The organism is Prevotella sp. P5-64 (assembly GCF_002251285.1).
Taxonomy (GTDB): Bacteria; Bacteroidota; Bacteroidia; order Bacteroidales; family Bacteroidaceae; genus Prevotella.
Genome location: NZ_NPJK01000049.1, coordinates 1 through 19,931 on the forward strand (window position 1 = coordinate 1; position 19,931 = coordinate 19,931).

Below are 19,931 nucleotides of genomic sequence, written 5' to 3' on the forward strand. Positions count from 1 at the left end.
CAAATTACTGGCTACGTCCAGGCAACACATCCGCAAGTACCAATTATCTGTCGTTTCTTGAGGACACGCTCTCAAAACTTGAGGGCAAACGTGTCGGGCTGGTCCGCATGGATAGCGGTTTCTTTGCAAAGGAAATACTTGACTATCTGGAAATGAAAGGGTTACACTATATCATTGCCTGCCGTTTCAATAATCGCATAAAGTACAGTCTTACCCATGAACGCAAATGGATAGAGTTGACAGACGGATTGGAAATATCCGAAACCATCTATCAGGCAAACGGTTGGGAGAAGCCTAGACGCATTGTGATGGTCAGGCAAGAAATAGAGAAGCGCCCTAAAGCTGCAGGAAAGCAAATCAAGCAACTGGAGCTTTTTGAGGATGAGCAGGATTTCGGAAAATACCGATACAGCTGCTTTGTAACAGACCTTGACCTGCCGGCCAAGATTGTATATGACTCATATCGCGGAAGAGCGGATTCTGAGAATAGGATAAAAGAATTGAAGAATGATTTCTCCATCGATGACTTTGTCACAAATAACTTCTGGGCAACAGAGGCATGTGGGAATTTCATTGTTATGGCATATAACTTTATGTCGTTGTTCAGACATGCGCTGATCAATTCCAACAAGAAGAAATTTCTGAAGACTATCCGATACGAGTTGATATCGACGCCAGCCTATCTGGGAAAAACAAAAGACAAGCACATCCTATATTTGGCTAGATCACTAAAAACACGACAATCATTCTTATCTATATGGGAAAAATTAAAGGATTTCTCTTTGCCGTACGACACAGAGAAATCCTAATGACCGATTTGGGTTAAAATATGTAAATGGATAGAATTTTTTCTATCTTATCCTGTACCATCAGCGGCTTTTTTATTATCTTTGCAAATGATAAAAAATGGAAATAACTATCACGCTATTCTTGTTGAAGTTTTCCTTTTTGGAAAACTTTTTAGGAAATAAAAATTGAAAAGTTATCCAAAACGAACAACTTTATAATGTTTATCATGAATAGAAATAACTAAAAATATGGAAATAAAGAACTTCACCATTACCAAGAGAGACGGTGGTAAAGACCGTTTCTCCATGGACAAAATTATGAACGCTATCATCAAGGCATTTGACTCCGTGAATGAGCCAATCGACCTTGGTAATGTTTCAAAACTTATCAGCCGTCTTAATATCTATAATAATATTAAGGTGGAAGATATTCAGAACCAGGTAGAAGAGGCTCTGATGGCAGAAGGCTTCTTCAAGGTAGCCAAGTCGTTTATGCTTTATCGTCAGCAGCATACTGAAGACCGCGAAACCTTGGAGCGCCTGAAGTTCTTGACCGATTATATGCAGGCTTCCAATGCCGCTACAGGTTCCAAGTATGATGCCAATGCCAATGTGGAGCACAAGAATATCGCTACACTTATCGGCGAATTGCCCAAGTCAAGTTTTATCAGACTTAATCGTAAACTTCTTACCGACCGCATCAAAAAGATGTACGGAAAGGAACTGTCGGACGAATATATAGACAAACTTACACACCACTTTATATATAAGAATGATGAGACATCGCTTGCTAACTATTGCGCATCTATCACCATGTACCCTTGGCTGATAGGTGGCACGTCATCAATAGGCGGCAACTCTACCGCTCCCACCAACCTCAAGTCTTTCTGTGGTGGTTTCATCAATATGGTGTTCATGGTCAGCTCTATGCTCTCTGGCGCTTGCGCTACACCGGAGTTCCTGATGTATATGAACTATTTCGTTGGACTGGAGTTCGGCCAGGACTACTACAAGCGAGCTGACGAGGTGGTTGATTTGTCGCTGAAGAAGCGCACTATTGACAAGGTGATAACCGACAGCTTTGAGCAGATAGTTTATTCTCTTAACCAGCCCACCGGCGCACGTAACTATCAGGCTGTTTTCTGGAATATTTCCTATTATGACAGGTACTATTTCGATAGTCTTTTTGGCAATTTCTATTTCCCCGATGGAAGCCAGCCCGATTGGGAAGGACTGTCATGGTTGCAGAAACGATTCATGAAGTGGTTCAACGAGGAGCGCACCAAGACGGTGCTTACCTTCCCTGTCGAGACCATGGCCATGCTTACCGAGAATGGTGAATGTAAGGACAAGGAGTGGGGAGAGTTTGCAGCCGAGATGTACTCCGAGGGTCACAGCTTCTTCACATATCTAAGCGACAATGCCGACAGCCTCAGCTCTTGCTGTCGTCTGCGTAACGAGATACAAGACAATGGGTTCAGCTATACGCTGGGAGCCGGTGGAGTTTCGACCGGTTCGAAGAGCGTGCTCACTATCAACCTGAATCGTTGCATACAGTATGCTGTCAATCACAATCTCGACTATAAGGAATACCTCTCTCATGTCATTGATCTCTGCCACAAGGTGCAGTTGGCTTATAACGAAAACCTCAAGGAACTTCAGAAGAATGGTATGCTTCCGCTGTTTGATGCAGGTTACATCAACTTGAGCCGTCAGTATCTCACCATCGGTGTCAATGGTCTGGTAGAGGCTGCCGAGTTTATGGGACTGAAGATTAATGACAATCCCCAGTATCTGGAGTTCGTTCAGACAGTCTTGGGACTGGTTGAGAAGTACAACAAGCAATACCGCAGCAAGGAAGTCATGTTCAACTGTGAGATGATACCTGCCGAGAATGTGGGTGTTAAGCATGCCAAGTGGGATAGGGAGGATGGCTATTTCGTTCCCCGTGATTGCTACAACTCTTATTTCTATGCGGTGGAAGATGATTCGCTGACTGTGATTGATAAGTTCAAACTCCATGGCGCTCCTTATATCGAACATCTTACTGGAGGTTCGGCTCTGCACATGAATCTTGAAGAGCATTTGAGCAAAGACCAATACCTGCAGTTGTTTAAGGTAGCTGCCAAGGAAGGCTGTAACTATTTTACCTTCAATATCCCCAATACCGTTTGTAATGACTGTGGACACATCGACAAGAGATACCTCAAAGAGTGTCCTGTCTGCAAGAGCAAGAATGTAGATTATCTTACGCGCATCATAGGTTATCTCAAGCGCGTAAGCAATTTCTCACAGGCCCGACAGGCTGAGGCAGAAAGAAGATACTATGCTAAAGTACGTTAATACAGGCATCGTTTTCCAAGAGATACCCGACGAGGTGACACTGGCAATTAATATCAGTAATTGCCCGTGCCACTGTCCCGGGTGTCACAGCAAGTTCCTTTGGGAGGATGTAGGTGCTCCATTGACGACAGAAGTGCTGGATGAGTTCATTGCCAGGTTCGGCAGCAACATTACCTGCATCTGTTTCATGGGTGGAGATTCTGACCCTTCCTATCTTAGCCAGCTTGCTGCCTATATCCACGCCAAATACCCTCATTACAGAGTAGCGTGGTATAGTGGGCGACTCCGTATCTCTTCCCAGGCATCCAAGAACGTCTTTGATTATATCAAGGTGGGTCCATACATAGCCCATCTTGGTTCTCTCAAGTGCAAGACCACCAACCAGCGTCTCTACAAACTGGATGCTGCGGGTGACATGCAGGATATAACCTATCGTTTCTGGTCACGATGATGATGGAGAAAGGACATAGACCGGCCATTGCCGTAATAGATGGTAATACGTTGGCAGCAATAGGATTGAAGACTATTCTCCAGCGTATTATGCCTATTATGGATGTCGAACTCTGTGGCTCCTTCAATGAGTTTGAGGCTTCTGTCCCAGACAGGTATTTCCACTTCTTTGTTTCGGTCAACATCGTCCTTGCCCACCGCATGTTCTTCCTGGAACATAGCCGCAAGACGATAGTGCTTACCACTTCCAGTGAAAGCCTTACGGGTTTTCATAGTATTAATGTCAATGTGTCAGAGGATATTCTGGTCAAGTCGCTGCTTATGCTGGAGCAGCATGCCCATTCTCGCGGACGCAACTTGCCTATGGATGTTCCTGCCGGTAATGCCGGAATACTTACCGATAGGGAGATAGAAGTTTTGGTATTGATTGTTGAGGGGTATATCAACAAGGAGATTGCCGACAAGTTGCATATTGGTTTGACCACAGTCATCTCTCATCGCAAGAACATCATGGACAAACTTGATGCGCGAAGCGTATCGGCCCTTACTATCTATGCTGTCACGCATGGATATGTAGATATCGCAAATATCTGATATTCCTTACTTTTTTCTTATAAGAATGGCGACAAGAGATGTCCTACCCATCCCCTGAACTTTTGCCACGGGGTGCGCCATTCATCCCATTTCTGTTCGTCCAGGAGAAAACAGTCCTTCTTGTTGTCTTCGAAGAGATTGTCCAATTCGCGGGTAGTATGGCTGTCCACGATTACAGCATTGGCTTCATAGTCCCAGCTCAGACTGCGTGCATTCAGATTGGCACTTCCCACGGTGCACACTTTCCCATCGACCATGATAATCTTGGTGTGATGGAACCCAGGCGTGTACATCCATATCCTGCAACCGTGTTTCATCAGTTTGTGGGCATTGTAGAAGCCACAATCTGGCGTCAGAGGGATGTCGCTGTGGGTAGAGAGCATTATCTCTACCTTTACACCACGCTTGATAGCATTCTTGAACGCTTTCTTGAGTTTCCTGTTCAATGTGAAGTAGGGGTTGATGAGCTTGATGCTGTCTTGGGCACAGTTGATGGCGTTCTCGTAGAAATATCTGATTATATCATTGCTTGTGCGAGGCTCGCGATTGATAATGCCCACAACCTTTTTCCCCCGACTCTCTGTGGTGTCTGGTTTCAGCCCTGTAAAGTAAGAGGTGTCGGTATAGTCACCGCGATAATACTGGGCACCATGGACATTCTGGCCAGTAGTCTTGTTCCACATCTTCAGGAAGATACGTTGCAGCGTATTTACCTCGTTGCCATCCAGACGGCAGTGCATGTCATGCCATGAGCCAACCTTTTCCGTTCCCTTGATGTAGTAGTCTGCCACATTCATACCGCCGATATACGCTATGCGTCCGTCGATGACCACAATTTTGCGGTGGTCGCGTGTCAAGACGTGGTTTATCCAGGGGAAGACGATGGGGTCAAACTTGTATATCTCTACACCTTTGGCGCGTATGGTGTCCAGATGGCGCTGCTTGAGTGGACGGTTGTTGGAAGAATTGCCAAAAGCGTCGAAAAGCGCTCTGACCTCAACACCGTGTTGAGCCTTCTCTTCGAGCAGATGGAAAAGCTCGCTGGCAATCGAGTCATTTCTGAAGTTGAAATACTCCAGATGTATGGAGTGGCGGGCGTTCCTGATGGCTTGAAACATATCCTTAAACTTTTCCCGCCCCGTAGCAAGCAAGGTTACGGAATTGTTGTGAGAGAAACTTACGCCCCTCTCCTTCAGTTTGTTTACGATAACAGAGTCTGATGTCTGTGCGTTGGCACAGACACAGACTAACAATACTATGATTGTTGTTATGATATGTTTCACCTTTGGTTTTGTAATGTATTAAATCATGCAACTGTAGTGGTCCACTACGCCCAGTAGTTTGTTTTCTTCGTTTACTACCAATACTGTATGCACCTTGTATTGATGCATGATGCGTTGTATCTCGGTTATCTTGGTTGATGGCAATACCGATTTGGGTGTTGTCGTCATGATGTCTTTCACCTTCTTGTCAAAGAACTTCTCACGCCATTTCTCCATAGCTCTGCGTATGTCGCCGTCGGTAATCAGACCGATAACCTTGTCGTTCTCTGTCGATACACCCAGGCCCAATTTGCCTTTGCTCACCAGTATGATGGCGTCGCCAAGGTTCATGTTCTTGTCGATTACCGGCAGGTCGTGGCTTATCATGACGTCTTCAGCTGTGGTCAGCAGGCGTTTGCCCAACTCGCCACCTGGGTGGAACTGGGCGAAATCGCGAGGTTCGAAATGTCTTACCTCCATCAGAGCCACAGCCAGCGCATCGCCCATAGCCAGTGCAGCGGTGGTGCTGCTTGTCGGGGCGAGGTTGAGCGGGCAAGCCTCCTTCTTCACCCATACCTTGATGTGGGCATTGCTGTATTTTGCGAGCAGCGAGTTCTCGTTGCCCGTCATCGAGATGATGGGTATGTTCATGTGCAGTACCATGGGGATGAAGCGGAGCAGTTCGTCGGTCTGTCCCGAGTTGCTCAGCGCCAGCACGATGTCATCCGAAGTCATCACTCCCAAGTCTCCATGGAAAACATCCAATGGGTTGATGAAGAATGCGGGTGTTCCCGTTGACGACAGCGTTGCGGCAATCTTGGCTCCGATATGTCCGCTTTTGCCTACACCTGTCACGATGATTTTACCCTTGCAGTTGTAAATCATGTTGACAGCCTTGTCGAAATTCTCGTCCAGCTGTGGAATCAGTTCGAGCAGAGCCTGTGCCTCGTCTTCGAGACACTGCTTGGCGTATTGGCGTATTTGTGTGGGTTGTGTTGTCATAAGAGTTCTGTGATTAAGTTTTCCAGTTTGTCCAATGGTAACATGTTCGGGCCGTCGCTGAGTCCCTTGTCCGGATTGGGGTGTACCTCAAAGAAGTAGCCATTGGCGCCGAAGGCCTTGGCTGCCTTGGCCATGGCGGGTATGAACTGTCGGTCGCCGCCCGTTGTGCCATTGGCAGCGCCTGGGCGCTGCACGCTGTGTGTGCAGTCCATGACCACCGTGGGCACTATCTCCTTCATGTCGGGGATGTTTCTGAAGTCTACCACAAGGTTGTTGTAGCCAAAGCTGTTTCCTCTTTCGGTGAGCCATACCTCGGTGGCTCCCGAATCCAGCGCCTTCTCCACGGGGTAGCGCATGTCCTTTCCGCTCAGGAATTGTGCTTTCTTGATGTTTATGATCTTACCTGTCTTGGCGGCAGATGTCAGCAGGTCGGTCTGGCGGCAGAGAAAAGCCGGTATCTGTATGACGTCCACTACTTCGCCTACAGGTTGCGCTTGCCAGCTTTCGTGTATGTCGGTGAGGATTCGCAGTCCGTATTTGGTCTTGATGTCATTGAGCATGGTCAGCCCCTTCTCCAGTCCCGGCCCTCTGAACGAGCGGATGGAGGTGCGGTTGGCCTTGTCAAATGATGCCTTGAAGATAATCTCTGTCGAGAGTCTCTTGTTGATACTTACTAACTTCTCTGCTACTGTTTCCAATAGTTCCATGTTCTCGATGACGCATGGACCGGCAATGAATAGTGGTTGCATAGCTTGCTTATGTTTAGTTGACTATATTCTTTTATAATTGTTGGGAGAGATACCGCATCAGGCATCGTCTCCGTTGGATATGATATGTATGTCGCGCTGTGGGAACGGAATTTCTATGTTGTGCTCAGTCAGTACATTATAGATAGTTTCCATGATTTCGCCCTTGGCGTAGGTGGTGGTCAGCACGGGAACCCACACGATGAGCTTGAAGTCGATGCTGTTGTCGCCGAAGTTGGCAAATACCATCTTGGCAGGTCTTGTGGCATCCTTGCACTTCAGCTTGTTCACCGCGTTGCATACCAGGTCGCGCACCGTATTGACATTGGTGCCATAGGCCACTCCGAATGGTATGCTTGCCACCTCATAGCCGTGGTTTCTTGTCAGGTTCTTGTAGTTCTTGGTAAAGAGCTGGGAGTTCTGGAAGGCAATCACGCTGCCGTCGGTTGTGTCCATGAGTGTAGAGGTGTAGGATATCGAACTCACCGTGCCTCTTATGCCGTCACATTCGATGAGGTCGCCCACCTTGATGCGTCCCGCCATGAGAGATATGCCGTAGTAGATGTTCTCAATGATGTCCTTCATCGCGAAACCGATACCGGTAGACAGACCTCCTGAGATGACCACGAGCCAGGTGCTGTTCACGTGGAAGATACTCAATACCAGCATCAGCCATACGCCCCATACCACAACCTGCAGCACGTTCTTTGCCATGACGTTCTTGCTCGCGGCGGTCGTGGGGTCGGTCTTCTCGAAGTGGAGCTTTAGGAAATCCTTGCTTGTCTTGTTGACATACGCGAAGACAATATACAGGATGGACGCCATGAAGATGCCGAGGATGCTTATTCTTATGTTGTCGGAGTCTATGAAGTTGTTGGTATAGATACGCATGGTCGTATCACTCAGATTGAAGATGTCGGCAGCCCAATAGATGGAGAATATCACCGACACCACGCCCATTACCGGCAGGAGTACCGTATAGACAAGCCTATAAGCCCATTTCTGCGTGATGGGTTTGGCCAGGATGCCGTTGCGTTCGGCGTACGCCTTGATGATGCCCTTCAGACAGGTGATGGTCAGGATGCAGGTAAGCTGCATTATCCACCATATCAGCATCTCAACGCTCAACAGGGTGTAGCCTATCCATGAACAGATGGTAGCACCCACGAATACGATGAGCGAAAGATAGGTATAATAGACATCGGTCTTGGGGATGTTGTGACCATGTCGCTTGATGACATTCCACTGCCACAGGGTGCAGGCCAGCAGAACGGGTGGGAAGATAAGATTGGTGAATATGTTGGGAATCAGTACTATGCGGAAGCTGATGATGATGAAGTCGATGACAATCAGAGGAGCATAGATGCGGAAACCGCTCTTTATCTGCTTGGTGCTCAGACGGATAAGCAGCGAGATGAGTATCACGCCCAACAGCCAGGCATATTCTACCAGCAGATTGCAGGCCATAATCAGGAAGTTCTGGTCGGCTGCCAGTCTGATGATGGCCAGCACGATGGCAAAGGTTACTACCGTTGCAGCCATGGTGATACACGTGCGCTTGCCGATAAACGTTTCGTGTGTGGCACTGATGTTGTCTGTCTTCAGCAGACGTGTCACCCTCTGCATGAGGCGTTGTGATCTGAACAGGCGGGTTATCGCTACCCTGAACAGCAGCACGTTGAGCGAAATGGAAATGATACCGCCAAACAGGATGATTACCAGCAGACCAAACATAAGCCTGCTGTCCCATTGCGACTTGCGCTTGGCCTGCGGCTTGTATTTCTCCGAGAGCGTTTCGGTTGTCTCGCTTACGTTGGTACTGATATGCCTGAGTATGGTGAAGTAGTTGTCGCCGGCATTGTTGAATATGCTGGCCTGTATGTCACCATAACGCTTGATGGCGTAGTCGTTCATACTGCTAAGCTGTCTCTCAGTATTGTGATAATACTTGATGTACATACTCATCTGTTCGTTGTTGCTTTTCAGCGTTCTGAGTATGTTGATAGACAGGGTGAGGCAGACATTGCGGTCTATGGCGGCGTGCTCGCTCAGCGTGCGGTCGCTCATCTGGCTTAGTACATTTACCAAGGAGTCAAACCGCGCTATCTCGCTCGTGGAGCGCTGCAGATAGTTTTCAAAGGGAATAACCGACTTCTTGAACGCATGATACATCTCTGTAGCTTCATGACAGGCGTAGGTCAAGTCAAATATATATCCCGACTTCTGCGAGTATAGCATCAGCGAATTCTGGCTGCACTGGTTGATGATTGAATACATGTTCATAGTCATCTGGTCCTGCTGCTCTTTCAGGTATCCCGTCTGGCGTTCCAGTTCTATTCTGTAGCCAGTGAGCTCCTGACGCAGGATGGCCAGAGTGTGCGACAGGTCCTTTTCCTTTAAGACGGCCATTGAGGGCATTGCCACTGTGAGCAGCAGTAGCAGCATGAATATCTTTGTTTTCATATTATCTCTCATTATACATGCAAATTTACTCAAAAGAATCGAATTGTGTAAGGATATTTTTATTAATTTTGTACTATTAAACCAAAAATAGGATAGTAATGATAATTATTGCTGATTGCGGAGGTACAAAGAGCGATTGGGCGCTTGTCTGCGACGACAGAACGGTCGTACGTATGCAGACTGGGGGCATCAATCCCATCCATCAGAGTGAGGATGATATCGTAAAGCAGCTTGATGCTGTGGCTCAAGAGGTTACCCGCAGACGGGCCGTCGTTTCCACGCTCGATATCTACTTCTATGGTGCTGGCTGCAATGCCGTGGGCACAGGCATCGTCAGTGCTATCCTTGCCCGGGTCTTTGCCCCGTTTGCTCCTGGGCTCCACGTGTGGTCCGACCTTCTTGGCGCCGCCCGTTCCCTGTGCCAGCACGCCGAGGGTATTGCCTGTATTCTCGGTACCGGCTCCAATTCGTGTCTCTATGATGGCGAGAGCATCGCTGCCAATACCCCTCCTTTGGGTTACATCTTGGGCGACGAAGGCAGTGGGGCCGATTTGGGCAAACATTTCCTGCACGACTTGCTTAAAGGCCAGCTTCCCGAGCAGCTTCGTGACGAGTTCTACTCCTCTTGCCAGCTTTCCTATCCCCAGGTTATCCAGCGCATCTACCAGCAGCCGCGAGCCAACAGTTTCTTGGCATCTCTTGCTCCGCTTATCCATCGTCACCTGGACAATCAGCATGTGTACGACATGGTTCTTGAGCGTTTCCGCTCGTTTGTGCGTTACAACCTGAAGCCCTACCGTCGCCCCGACCTTCCCGTGAGTTTTGTGGGTAGCGTGGCTTATTATTTCCGCGACCTGTTGGCTGAGGCCATAGAGCGCGAGGGGCTGAAGATGGGCACCGTGGCCCGTACGCCTATGGCAGGATTGCTGGCCTATCACGGGGTGGATGCGGCAGATGTATAGGCATCTCTTTACATCTTCTTTTTCACTGCATATAAGTTGACTTCAAGGTCTGATTTGTGGATTTCAAGGTTTGATTTCATGGTTTCATACTGCGAATTACCTATTTCCAACTTCGCAATTACTCTCAGGCAGGTCTGGGCTAAGTATGGCCAGCAGGCTATGTATGCTACCATCATGGCGGGAAGAGTGAAGATGGGCTTGGGGGAATAAAAAACAATCGCAATGCCCATGGGGATGAACATTGCGATTGGCTGTTGGTATCTAAGGGATTAGAACTCAGAGGTAAAGTGGAACTTGATGTGCTCAAAGTCCTGCTGGGCCATTGACAGCACGTAGCCGCTGTCTGCCAGGAACACGTCGCGACCCTCAGAGTCTTTGGCCATATACTGGTATTTGCGCTTCTTGAAGTTTTCATACTCCTTCTCGTCATCGCTTTCTATCCAGCAGGCCTTGTAGAGATGCACGGGCTCCCAACGGCACTTGGCATTGTACTCGTTTTCCAGTCGATACTGGATTACCTCAAACTGCAGCTGACCTACGGTTCCCACAATGCGGCGGTTGTTGAACTGATTGACAAACAACTGGGCCACACCTTCGTCCATGAGCTGCTCCAGACCTTTGTAGAACTGCTTGGACTTCATGGGGTCGTCGTTCTCGATGTATTTGAACAGTTCGGGAGAGAAGCTGGGGAGTCCTCTGAAGTGGATAAGCTCGCCCTCGGTCAGCGTGTCGCCTATCTTGAAGATTCCGTTGTCGGGGAGTCCGACGATATCGCCTGGGTAGGCCTCGTCGATGGTCGACTTGCGCTGTGCCATGAACTGCGTAGGTGATGAGAACCTTACGGTCTTGCCCAGACGTACGTGGGTATAGGGCTGGTTGCGCTGGAACTTGCCCGAACAGACCTTGCAGAAGGCGATACACGAACGGTGGTTGGGGTCGATGTTGGCTGTAATCTTGAAGATGAAGCCTGTGAATTTGGGCTCGGTGGGCTCGACCATACGTTCTTCGGCCTTGGTGGGGCGTGGGCTCGGTGCTATCTGTACAAAGCAGTCGAGCAGCTCCTGTACACCGAAGTTGTTTAAGGCACTGCCGAAGAAGACGGGTGCAACATCGCCGCTACGGTAGGTCTCAACATCGAACTCGGGATATACGCCATCGACGAGGTCAAGGTCGTCGCGCAGCTGGCTTGCTTCGCGTTCACCGACATGCTGGTCGAGTTCGCTGCTGGCCACATCTACGGCAATCTTCTCTGTAACCCTCTGCTTGTTAGGGGTAAACAGGTTGAGCTGCTGCTCGAAGATATTGTATACACCCTTGAATCTCAGTCCCTGGCCGATGGGCCATGACAGTGGGCGCACATGTATCTGCAGTTCCTTCTCCAACTCGTCGAGCAGGTCGAAGGGGTCGCGGCCCTCACGGTCCATCTTGTTGACAAAGATGATAACCGGCGTGTTGCGCATGCGGCACACCTCCATCAGCTTGCGTGTCTGGGTCTCCACACCTTTGGCAGAGTCGACCACGATAATGGCAGAGTCTACGGCTGTAAGCGTGCGGTAGGTATCTTCTGCAAAGTCCTGGTGACCAGGGGTGTCAAGGATATTTACCTTGTAGTCCAGATAGTCAAACTCCATGACCGATGTAGAGACCGAGATTCCTCTCTGCTTCTCTATATCCATCCAGTCTGATGTGGCAGTCTTTCTTATCTTGTTGCTTTTTACAGCTCCAGCCACCTGAATCTGTCCTCCGAAGAGCAGGAACTTCTCTGTAAGCGTGGTCTTACCGGCATCCGGGTGTGAGATGATGGCAAAGGTCCTTCTACGTTCTATTTCGTTCATTCTATTATGTTGTTTGCAGTTTTTTGATACATTCCTCCAGGCTTTCCTCCCAGTAGGGTATGTCTATATTGTAAGTATTCTTAATCTTGGTCTTGTCCAGCACGCTGTAGTGCGGGCGGTGGGCTGGGGTGGGGTATTCCTCGGTGTGCAGCGGGCTTACCTTGCATCCCTGGATGCCGGCTATGCGGTGGATGGCTTTGGTAAAGTCGTACCAGCTGATGACTCCCTCGTTGCTGAAGTGGTAGATGCCCGGGATGATGCCCTGGTTGATGGCTGTCATGATGGTGGCTGCCAAATCGCGGGCGTAGGTGGGAGTGCCTATCTGGTCGAAGATTACGCCAAGACGGTCTTTGGTCTGTCCCAGTTTAATCATTGTCTTGACAAAATTGTTGCCAAAGGTGGAGTAGAGCCAGGCGGTGCGGATAATCATCGTGCGGTGGCAACGGGTCATGCATGCCTCTTCGCCGGCGAGCTTGGTGCGTCCATACACGCTGTCCGGGCAAGTCGTGTCGGTCTCGGTATATGGCGTATGCTTGGTTCCGTCGAATACGTAGTCGGTGGAAATCTGTACCAGGAAACCCTTGCGGCTCTCGATGGCCTCTGCCAGATAGGCAGGAGCCTTGGCATTGAGAAGAGTACAAAGTTCCTCGTTGCTCTCTGCGCGGTCAACAGCGGTGTAGGCTGCACAGTTGACGATTCCGTCTATCTCATGTTCGTTGACAAATGCACTGATGGCCTGGGCATCCGTGATGTCGAGGTCGGCTACATCGGTGTTGAAGAATGTGTGTTGGCTGTTGGCTTGCTGCAGGAGCTGCATTTCGTTGCCCAACTGTCCGTTGCATCCTGTGATAAGTATATTCATAATCAGTCGTCTTCGAATTTGAGTCCTTCGGTATTGTCCTTGATGTAATAGTCTGAAAGCAGACCCACCAGCGTGGTAATCTCCTTGATGGCCTTTTCGGTCTCGGGTGAAATGGCCTTCTTCTGCAGGCGCAGCATCATGATGCCATAAAGGGCATCGAGACATGTCTCGATTTCGTTGATATCCTTGTCGCCCTTGTTGCGCAATTCCACAATAAAGGGCAGTGCCTTGTAATATGCTGCATTGTAGAAGGGGAATTTGGAAGACTGTAACAAGCGGTGATGGAGGTCGCAAACATCCTTGAGCAACACCTCGTTAATCTGCAAGTGACCGTATTCGCGCTTACCCTCTTCATTCATCATCCTTATAAGATTGCCTATCCAGTCAAGCTCTTCCTCCTTTTGCTCTTCGGTGAAGTCAAACTTGCTGATATACTCACGTTTGATGACAGGCAACGAACAGCCGTAAACACGGATGAGGTCTTCCATCTGCCACATATACAGAAGATATTCGGCTATCGAATTCTTCCTTAACTCTTTTGCAACAAACATTTTCTCAGTAACTGATTGTATAGAGGTTGAAGACAGTACCGATGAGTACCAGTAAAGAGAAGGCAATCACCAGACTTCCTATTACCTTATTAATTATAAGAATACCATTGTCGTCGAACTTTCCTCTTATCTTGTTGATGAGCCAGGACAGACCAAACCACCATATCAGGGCTCCAATCACAATGCTGATATAGCCCAATGACATTTCGAATGGATGGTTGGGGATAACGAAGGCAAACTGGGCAAATGTACCCATGAAAAGGAATATGATAAGAGGATTGGAAAGGGTTACGAAGAAAGCCGTGATGGCATTGTGTGTCAGAGACCCTTTCTTGGTGCCGCCCCGGTGGATGTTGCGGGTTGGGTTGGCCTTGAAACAATAGACACCGAAGAGCAGCAGTATAGCGCTACCGCTAATCTGAAGCCAGAACTTATTGGTAGGATTGGTTATCAGGTCCATGATAAAACTCATACCAAAGCCCGTTAGCATAGCATAGATGATGTCGCTCATGGCGGCACCTATGCCTGTGACAAATCCATACCAACGCCCTTTGTTGAGGGTGCGCTGGATACACAGGACTCCTACGGGGCCCATAGGCGCCGATGCAATGATACCAATCAGGACTCCTTTGAGTATCATCCCTAATATGTCTATTTGAAACGGAAACGGCATAGCGGATGCAAAGTTAATAAATTAACTTGAAAGAAAACGCTATAACTTGGAAAAATGTCCTCTGAGGCTAAAAAACTGATGCTTTTCTTGTGGTTTTATGGAAAATATATTTACCTTTGTCTATTAGAACAAAATCAATAACTAAAGATAATTATAAAATGGACGTACAGAATGAAATGAAACCGTATGTAATCGGTTTGGACCTGGGTGGAACCAACTCAGTATTTGGAATTGTCGACAGCCGTGGTGATATCAAGGTGACCACAGCTATCAAGACACAGGCTTATGACGATGTCAACGATTATGTCAAGGCTGCAGTTGAGGCTCTCCAGATCATTATAGATCAGGTGGGTGGTATCGGCAAGATCAAGGCTATGGGTATAGGTGCTCCTAATGGTAACTATTATAATGGTACTATCGAGTTTGCGCCTAACCTGAAGTGGGGTCGCACGGGCGTCGTGCCATTGGCCAAGCTCTTCTCTGATGCTCTGGGTATCCCTGTAGCCCTCACCAATGATGCCAATGCGGCTGCCATCGGCGAGATGACTTACGGTGTGGCTCGTGGTATGAAGAACTTTATCGTTATTACCCTCGGTACTGGCGTTGGCTCGGGTATCGTAGTCAATGGTCAGCTGGTTTATGGCTGTGATGGCTTTGCCGGTGAGCTCGGTCATACCATTGTACGCCTCGACGGTCGTCCTTGCGGTTGTGGTCGTCGCGGCTGTCTGGAGACTTACTGCTCTGCCACGGGTGTCGCTCGTTCTGCACGCGAGTTCTTGGAGACACGCGATGATGAATCGCTGTTGCGTGAGCTCAATCCCGAAGATATCACTTCTCTCGATGTGGCTATTGCCGCTGGCAAGGGTGACAAGTTGGCTAAGGAGATTTTCGACTTCACCGGTGAAATTCTTGGTGAGGCTTGTGCCAACTTTGCTGCATTCTCTTCTCCTGAGGCTTTTATCTTCTTCGGTGGTCTTACCAAGGCTGGTGCCCTGCTGATGGATCCTATCGTGAAGAGCTACAACGACCATATCCTCAACATCTTCAAGGGTAAGGCCAAGTTCCTGGTTAGCGGCCTCGATGGTTCTGCTGCCGCCGTTCTTGGAGCTTCTGCTGTAGGATGGGATATCGTGTAATGGAATAAGGGTTGTCATCGTATTGACAACACCTAACATAAAAATAGCCCGGGTTGAAATTTCAACTCGGGCTATTTTTATGATAGGCTGCGTGTCAGTTGACTACAACTTTCTTGCCATTGAGTATGTAGATGCCTTTGGGCAAACCTGTAAGTGCTACCGAACGCTCGACATTGCGGCGCACGGCAATACCGGTGATAGAGTATACCGTTACTCTTGTAGGTTGCCACGTGGTGGGTGTGTCAATGCCGTCGGTCACTGTGCGGCGGTAGAGCATCAGGTCTTTCTGGCTGCCTGTGTAGCAGGCGAAGCGTGGACTGTTGGCATTGAACTGTATCTCGCGTGAGGTCCAGTTGTTATTGGTGATATGGCTGTAACCGGCCTCTACGCTGATAGACCATTTCGTCTTGTTGTCGGATGCTGTAGTAGCGGTGTAGAGCTTATTGTCATTGCTGGTCTGTGAAAGATATACTTTGCCCATGACGTCGTAGATGGTGTAGGCGCCCTTGGTTCCGCCAAGAAGCAGCTGGTGGGGCTTGCCCTTTTCGTCTACGGTAGTTGTGATGGTCTCGTCGGATCCGATAGTTACGTCGGCAGAAGTATAGAAGTTCTTGCCATCGGTAAGGTCTGACAGTGCGCATGATTTTACCTTGTCGTTGCCTGGGAATACCAAGATATAATACGAACCGGCATTAATCTCTGTTTCAGACTTGACTAACGTAAAGACAACGCCATTAGGATTGGGGTCTGGGTCCGGATTGGGGTCTGGGTCCGGATTAGGATCTGGGTCCGGGTCAGGATTGGGGTCAGGATCGGGGTTGGGGTCAGGGTCAGTACCTGGATCGGTGCTGTTGTCATAGTTGTCATAGCTGAAAGCGACATTCTGCTTTCCGCCCCAGATATATTCCTCCAGTCCAGGATAATCGACGAAGGGATTGCGGTTTTGCTGGCAGCCATACACGGCATTGTTGCGGTCTATCTCTTTCTTGCTTACGGGGTCTTGCTTCGCCCAGCGCAGCAGCATCTTGATAAACCATGACTTGTAGGCAGGGTATTTGTTGCCGGCAAATACTGCAGTGTTGGACCATGACGAAATCTTGTTTTCGTAGCAAGTGGCCATATAGAAATAGATACGTGCAAAGTCGCCTTTGTATTCATCGTTGGGCTCGAATACAGTACCCGAATAGCCTTCGGTAGAGCAAGGACCTACTTTGCTGAAACCGCCGTTTGAACTGTAAGTTGGCTTTTGGGTTTCACCAAAGGGAAGGTTGCCTCTTCGATTGTTGACATAACCATCGGTGGGAACCACATGGACAATGTCTGATTTCATAGGTGATGCCTCATTGAACCAGCTTTGTGGTACCGAGTGTTCACGGTTCCAGCAGTCGCCTTCTTTCTTGTACCCTCCGGCATTGTCTCTGAAAGTGTAGTTGGTGGTACAAGAGTACATGTCCCACAGTTTCCCGTCGGCACGTTTGTCGGTCTTTTCATAGTAGCTCAGCAGCTCTCGATAGCTTATGGTTCCGTGATTGCTGATAATGGAGTAGAGTGCTGTTTTCAGTGCGGCACCTTTCTTACCAGTGGCAGCCTGGTAGTAAGTTCCACTGTTGTTGGGCCCCTGTGCAAAGGCGTGGAGCACCAGGGCCAACATGGTGGTGACCAATGTAATTTTTCTAAACCTTAACATTCTCTTTTTTGATTAAACGTAAAACTCTGCAAAGTTAGCAATAAAGTAATTATTATCGGCCAGACTTTGTAATTATTTTTCCGTTATTGCCCTATATATTATAAATAGGTGTAAAAATAGGGCCTTTTATCGTAAAAGACCCTATGATGATGTTGGGGAATAGGAAGGTTTCGTATATCTTTGGTTTCTTATTCTGCCGAGAAGTCTGCAACCATTTTGCGATATAGCGAATACATTCGCGTGCGGTCGATGTAGCCTACCAGACGGTTGTTGACATCGACTACAGGGAGATACTGGGCATTGGTGTTCTCAAATTTATGCATGGCCTCGTCCATTGGGTCGTTTTCGCCAATCTTGGCAGGACAGTCGGACATAAGTTGCTCTACTCTGAACCGATTGTACAGCTCTGTTCTGAAGATGATATGTCGGTTGCGTGTCATGTTGACTTCTCCCAGTAGGGTTCCGCCTTTGTCCAACACGGGAAGGAAACTGGTATGGCTGTCGCTGTATGCTCTCACAAGTTTGCTGAGTGGCATGTCGGGCGTGACGGATGTGTACTCGCGTTCGATAAGACTGTCAAGCCTCATCAGGGTAAGGATTGATTTGTCGGTATGGTGGGTGAGCAGTTTTCCCTGTCGTGCCAATCGCATGGCATAGATGCTGTGTGGCTCAAAGATGCTGATGGTAAGGGTGGAAACTACACTCACAATGATAAGTGGCATGAAGAGCTGGTAGCCACCGGTAAGTTCGGCGATAAGGAATATTCCCGTAAGCGGGGCGTGCATGACCCCTGCCATCACTCCAGCCATACCCAATAGCGTGAAGTTCTTCTCAGGAGCGTAGGGGCCCAGTTGATACATGTTCCATATTCGCGCAAAGAAGAAGCCGCTGAATCCGCCGATAAACAGGGATGGCGCAAAGGTACCACCGCAGCCGCCACCGCCATTGGTGGCTGATGTGGCAAAGACCTTGGTCAGCAATACCAATCCGACATAAACGACCAGCAGGTCGCCATGCCCATAGAAGAGAGAGTTGTCCATGACGTGATTCCACTCTTCGGGTGTGCTTCCGTTAAGCAGTGTGTTGATGGCGCTGTATCCTTCTCCATAGAGTGATGGGAAAAGGAAGATGAGCGGACTTAGCACCATACCACCAGCAAGCAATCTCAGGTATGGCCGTTTGGCAAGTTGGGCAAAGCAGTTCTCGCATGCGGTCATTGTACGCATAAAGTAGAGACTTATCAGTCCGCAGAACATGCCAAGGAGTATGTCGGAGGGGACGCGGTCCAGTCCCCACATGCTGTCAAGATGGAAGTTGAAGAGGGCACTGCCTCCCATAAAAATATAGGAGAAGCAGGTGGCGGTTACGCATGAGGTGAGGATTGGCAGCAACGACGCCATAGACAAGTCAACCATCAATACTTCAAGGGTGAAAACCAGTCCGGCAATAGGGGCCTTGAAGATTCCGGCAATGGCGGCAGCTGCGCCACATCCGACGAGAAGGATAAGGTTCTTTTTCTCAAGATGGAACATCTGTCCCAGATTGCTGCCGATGGCAGAACCGGTAAGTACAATAGGTGCCTCGGCTCCTACCGAACCTCCAAAGCCGATGGTGATAGCCGACGCCACCACCGATGACCAGCAGTTGTGTGACTTCAGGTGGCTGTTCTTGGTCGATATGGCGTAGAGTACACGCGTGATACCGTGAGAGATATTGTCTTTGACGATGTACTTGATAAACAGCGAGGTAAGGTATATACCTATGACAGGGAAAAGCAAGTATAGCCAGTTGTAGCTGGTAATCGTAAATCCAGTGGTAAGCAAGTGCTGGATTTCCTTGATTATACTATGCAGGATAAAAGCGGCGATGGCAGCAAAGAGGCCGATAAAGAATGACAGAATCAATGTGCTCTGCCTATCGGACAAGTGCTGTTTGTTCCACTTTACCAACTTGGATATTATCGTTTTGTCTGATTCTGTAGCTACGTTTGTCATCGTCCGTGATTGCTTATTTTCTTATGATTTTAACCTCTCCGTCCAATGCGAGTTTGATGATGCTCGAAGGTGTATGAGGCTTGTGTTCTTGGCGGCGTGAGAAGCAAACATAATCGACGGCGTCGAGTATCTCTTGTGATATGTCGCAATAGTTTGCGGCGGCTGGCTGTCCGCTTATATTGGCGCTGGTGCTTACCAAGGCCTTCTGGAAACGGAAGCACAGTTCTTTGGAAAACTCTTCGCGAGTGATGCGCATAGCGATGGAACCGTCTTCGGCTATAAGATTGGGAGCCAGGTTCACAGCACCGTCAAGGATTACGGTGGTAGGCTTGTCTGCCAGTTCAAACAGGTCCCATGCCACAGCCGGCACTTCACGTACATAGCGTTGCAATCGGGCGTCTGAGTCGACAAGGCATATCATGGCCTTGGAGTCGTCACGTTGCTTGATTTTATACACCTTGGCCACCGCTTCTGCATTGGTGGCGTCGCAGCCTATGCCCCACACGGTGTCCGTAGGATAGAGTATTACACCTCCATGGCGCAGCACCTCAACTGCATTCTTTATATCTTCTGCTTGTTTCAT

18 protein-coding genes are annotated in these 19,931 nt (G+C 48.7%); 6 read left to right on the forward strand and 12 right to left on the reverse strand.

The window, feature by feature from the left end; translation table 11 throughout:
* The 4 genes from CIK87_RS09210 to CIK87_RS09225 form a co-directional block, all read left to right on the forward strand.
* Positions 1-809 (forward strand): transposase (locus CIK87_RS09210; RefSeq protein ID WP_144008114.1); only part of this gene is annotated, 809 nt, incomplete at its 5' end.
* 228 nt (positions 810-1,037) lie between these two features.
* Positions 1,038-3,131, forward strand: a complete 2,094-nt coding sequence (gene nrdD, locus CIK87_RS09215; protein ID WP_022310194.1) for an anaerobic ribonucleoside-triphosphate reductase — start codon at positions 1,038-1,040, stop codon at positions 3,129-3,131.
* On the forward strand, positions 3,115-3,582 hold the full coding sequence (gene nrdG, locus CIK87_RS09220; RefSeq protein ID WP_094386927.1) for an anaerobic ribonucleoside-triphosphate reductase activating protein: 468 nt from the start codon (positions 3,115-3,117) through the stop codon (positions 3,580-3,582). The genes nrdD and nrdG overlap by 17 nt, the downstream gene beginning before the upstream one ends.
* Positions 3,579-4,175, forward strand: a complete 597-nt coding sequence (locus CIK87_RS09225; RefSeq protein ID WP_371327116.1) for a response regulator transcription factor — start codon at positions 3,579-3,581, stop codon at positions 4,173-4,175. Before nrdG ends, CIK87_RS09225 begins: the two co-directional genes overlap by 4 nt.
* A gap of 17 nt (positions 4,176-4,192) precedes the next feature.
* On the opposite strand, the gene cls is transcribed toward CIK87_RS09225, so the two are convergent.
* From cls to CIK87_RS09245, 4 genes are read right to left on the reverse strand one after another with little or no spacing between them, the layout of a single operon-like run.
* Entirely contained in the window at positions 4,193-5,458 is a 1,266-nt protein-coding gene (gene cls, locus CIK87_RS09230; RefSeq protein WP_094386928.1) for a cardiolipin synthase, read from the reverse strand.
* An 18-nt stretch (positions 5,459-5,476) separates the two neighbouring features.
* A complete protein-coding gene (locus CIK87_RS09235) occupies positions 5,477-6,439 on the reverse strand; it encodes an SIS domain-containing protein (RefSeq protein WP_094386929.1) in 963 nt (320 codons plus the stop codon).
* Positions 6,436-7,188, reverse strand: coding sequence for a 3-deoxy-8-phosphooctulonate synthase (gene kdsA, locus CIK87_RS09240; RefSeq protein WP_094386930.1), 753 nt, complete (start codon positions 7,186-7,188; stop codon positions 6,436-6,438). The genes CIK87_RS09235 and kdsA overlap by 4 nt, the downstream gene beginning before the upstream one ends.
* Positions 7,189-7,245: 57 nt before the next feature.
* Entirely contained in the window at positions 7,246-9,648 is a 2,403-nt protein-coding gene (locus CIK87_RS09245; RefSeq protein ID WP_094386931.1) for a mechanosensitive ion channel family protein, read from the reverse strand.
* Between the two features lie 98 nt (positions 9,649-9,746).
* On the opposite strand from CIK87_RS09245, the gene CIK87_RS09250 reads away from it, so the two are divergent.
* A complete protein-coding gene (locus CIK87_RS09250; protein WP_094386932.1) occupies positions 9,747-10,610 on the forward strand; it encodes a hypothetical protein in 864 nt (287 codons plus the stop codon).
* Positions 10,611-10,618: 8 nt separating this feature from the next.
* Here CIK87_RS09250 and CIK87_RS09255 read toward each other — a convergent pair whose 3' ends face one another.
* Genes CIK87_RS09255 through CIK87_RS09275 form a run of 5 tightly spaced genes read right to left on the reverse strand, consistent with a single transcriptional unit; the run spans position 10,619 to position 14,531 of the window.
* On the reverse strand, positions 10,619-10,852 hold the full coding sequence (locus CIK87_RS09255) for a hypothetical protein (protein ID WP_094386933.1): 234 nt from the start codon (positions 10,850-10,852) through the stop codon (positions 10,619-10,621).
* Positions 10,853-10,879: 27 nt separating this feature from the next.
* Positions 10,880-12,445 (reverse strand): peptide chain release factor 3, encoded by a 1,566-nt coding sequence (locus CIK87_RS09260; RefSeq protein ID WP_094386934.1) that lies wholly within the window; start codon positions 12,443-12,445, stop codon positions 10,880-10,882.
* 4 nt (positions 12,446-12,449) lie between these two features.
* Complete coding sequence (gene rfbD, locus CIK87_RS09265; RefSeq protein WP_094386935.1) at positions 12,450-13,307, reverse strand: dTDP-4-dehydrorhamnose reductase; 858 nt, start codon at positions 13,305-13,307, stop codon at positions 12,450-12,452.
* Between the two features lie 2 nt (positions 13,308-13,309).
* Complete coding sequence (locus tag CIK87_RS09270; protein ID WP_094386936.1) at positions 13,310-13,858, reverse strand: DUF4924 family protein; 549 nt, start codon at positions 13,856-13,858, stop codon at positions 13,310-13,312.
* A gap of 4 nt (positions 13,859-13,862) precedes the next feature.
* Positions 13,863-14,531 (reverse strand): LysE family translocator, encoded by a 669-nt coding sequence (locus CIK87_RS09275; protein WP_022310182.1) that lies wholly within the window; start codon positions 14,529-14,531, stop codon positions 13,863-13,865.
* A 158-nt stretch (positions 14,532-14,689) separates the two neighbouring features.
* Between CIK87_RS09275 and CIK87_RS09280 the strand changes: the two genes are divergently transcribed.
* Positions 14,690-15,667: an ROK family protein gene (locus CIK87_RS09280; protein ID WP_022310181.1), complete on the forward strand. Its 978-nt coding sequence runs from the start codon at positions 14,690-14,692 to the stop codon at positions 15,665-15,667.
* A 94-nt stretch (positions 15,668-15,761) separates the two neighbouring features.
* Here the strand turns inward: CIK87_RS09280 and CIK87_RS09285 are convergent, their stop codons facing one another.
* The 3 genes from CIK87_RS09285 to CIK87_RS09295 form a co-directional block, all read right to left on the reverse strand.
* Positions 15,762-17,354: an endonuclease gene (locus CIK87_RS09285; RefSeq protein ID WP_094386937.1), complete on the reverse strand. Its 1,593-nt coding sequence runs from the start codon at positions 17,352-17,354 to the stop codon at positions 15,762-15,764.
* Between the two features lie 188 nt (positions 17,355-17,542).
* Positions 17,543-19,348 carry a chloride channel protein gene (locus CIK87_RS09290; RefSeq protein WP_022310179.1) on the reverse strand — a complete coding sequence of 602 codons (1,806 nt, stop codon included), beginning with the start codon at positions 19,346-19,348 and terminating at the stop codon, positions 17,543-17,545.
* 13 nt (positions 19,349-19,361) lie between these two features.
* Positions 19,362-19,931, reverse strand: coding sequence for an L-threonylcarbamoyladenylate synthase (locus CIK87_RS09295; RefSeq protein ID WP_094386938.1), 570 nt, complete (start codon positions 19,929-19,931; stop codon positions 19,362-19,364).

Bases quoted from the DNA above. Each gene is read 5' to 3' on its own strand.
- CIK87_RS09285 (WP_094386937.1), bottom strand. From the start codon at position 17,354: ATGTTAAGGTTTAGAAAAATTACATTGGTCACCACCATGTTGGCCCTG.
- CIK87_RS09270 (WP_094386936.1), bottom strand. From the start codon at position 13,858: ATGTTTGTTGCAAAAGAGTTAAGGAAGAATTCGATAGCCGAATATCTT.
- CIK87_RS09275 (WP_022310182.1), bottom strand. From the start codon at position 14,531: ATGCCGTTTCCGTTTCAAATAGACATATTAGGGATGATACTCAAAGGA.
- nrdD (WP_022310194.1), top strand. From the start codon at position 1,038: ATGGAAATAAAGAACTTCACCATTACCAAGAGAGACGGTGGTAAAGAC.
- CIK87_RS09290 (WP_022310179.1), bottom strand. From the start codon at position 19,348: ATGACAAACGTAGCTACAGAATCAGACAAAACGATAATATCCAAGTTG.
- CIK87_RS09250 (WP_094386932.1), top strand. From the start codon at position 9,747: ATGATAATTATTGCTGATTGCGGAGGTACAAAGAGCGATTGGGCGCTT.
- kdsA (WP_094386930.1), bottom strand. From the start codon at position 7,188: ATGCAACCACTATTCATTGCCGGTCCATGCGTCATCGAGAACATGGAA.
- CIK87_RS09245 (WP_094386931.1), bottom strand. From the start codon at position 9,648: ATGAAAACAAAGATATTCATGCTGCTACTGCTGCTCACAGTGGCAATG.
- CIK87_RS09255 (WP_094386933.1), bottom strand. From the start codon at position 10,852: ATGTTCATCCCCATGGGCATTGCGATTGTTTTTTATTCCCCCAAGCCC.
- CIK87_RS09235 (WP_094386929.1), bottom strand. From the start codon at position 6,439: ATGACAACACAACCCACACAAATACGCCAATACGCCAAGCAGTGTCTC.
- CIK87_RS09280 (WP_022310181.1), top strand. From the start codon at position 14,690: ATGGACGTACAGAATGAAATGAAACCGTATGTAATCGGTTTGGACCTG.
- CIK87_RS09295 (WP_094386938.1), bottom strand. From the start codon at position 19,931: ATGAAACAAGCAGAAGATATAAAGAATGCAGTTGAGGTGCTGCGCCAT.
- rfbD (WP_094386935.1), bottom strand. From the start codon at position 13,307: ATGAATATACTTATCACAGGATGCAACGGACAGTTGGGCAACGAAATG.
- CIK87_RS09260 (WP_094386934.1), bottom strand. From the start codon at position 12,445: ATGAACGAAATAGAACGTAGAAGGACCTTTGCCATCATCTCACACCCG.
- nrdG (WP_094386927.1), top strand. From the start codon at position 3,115: ATGCTAAAGTACGTTAATACAGGCATCGTTTTCCAAGAGATACCCGAC.
- CIK87_RS09225 (WP_371327116.1), top strand. From the start codon at position 3,579: ATGATGATGGAGAAAGGACATAGACCGGCCATTGCCGTAATAGATGGT.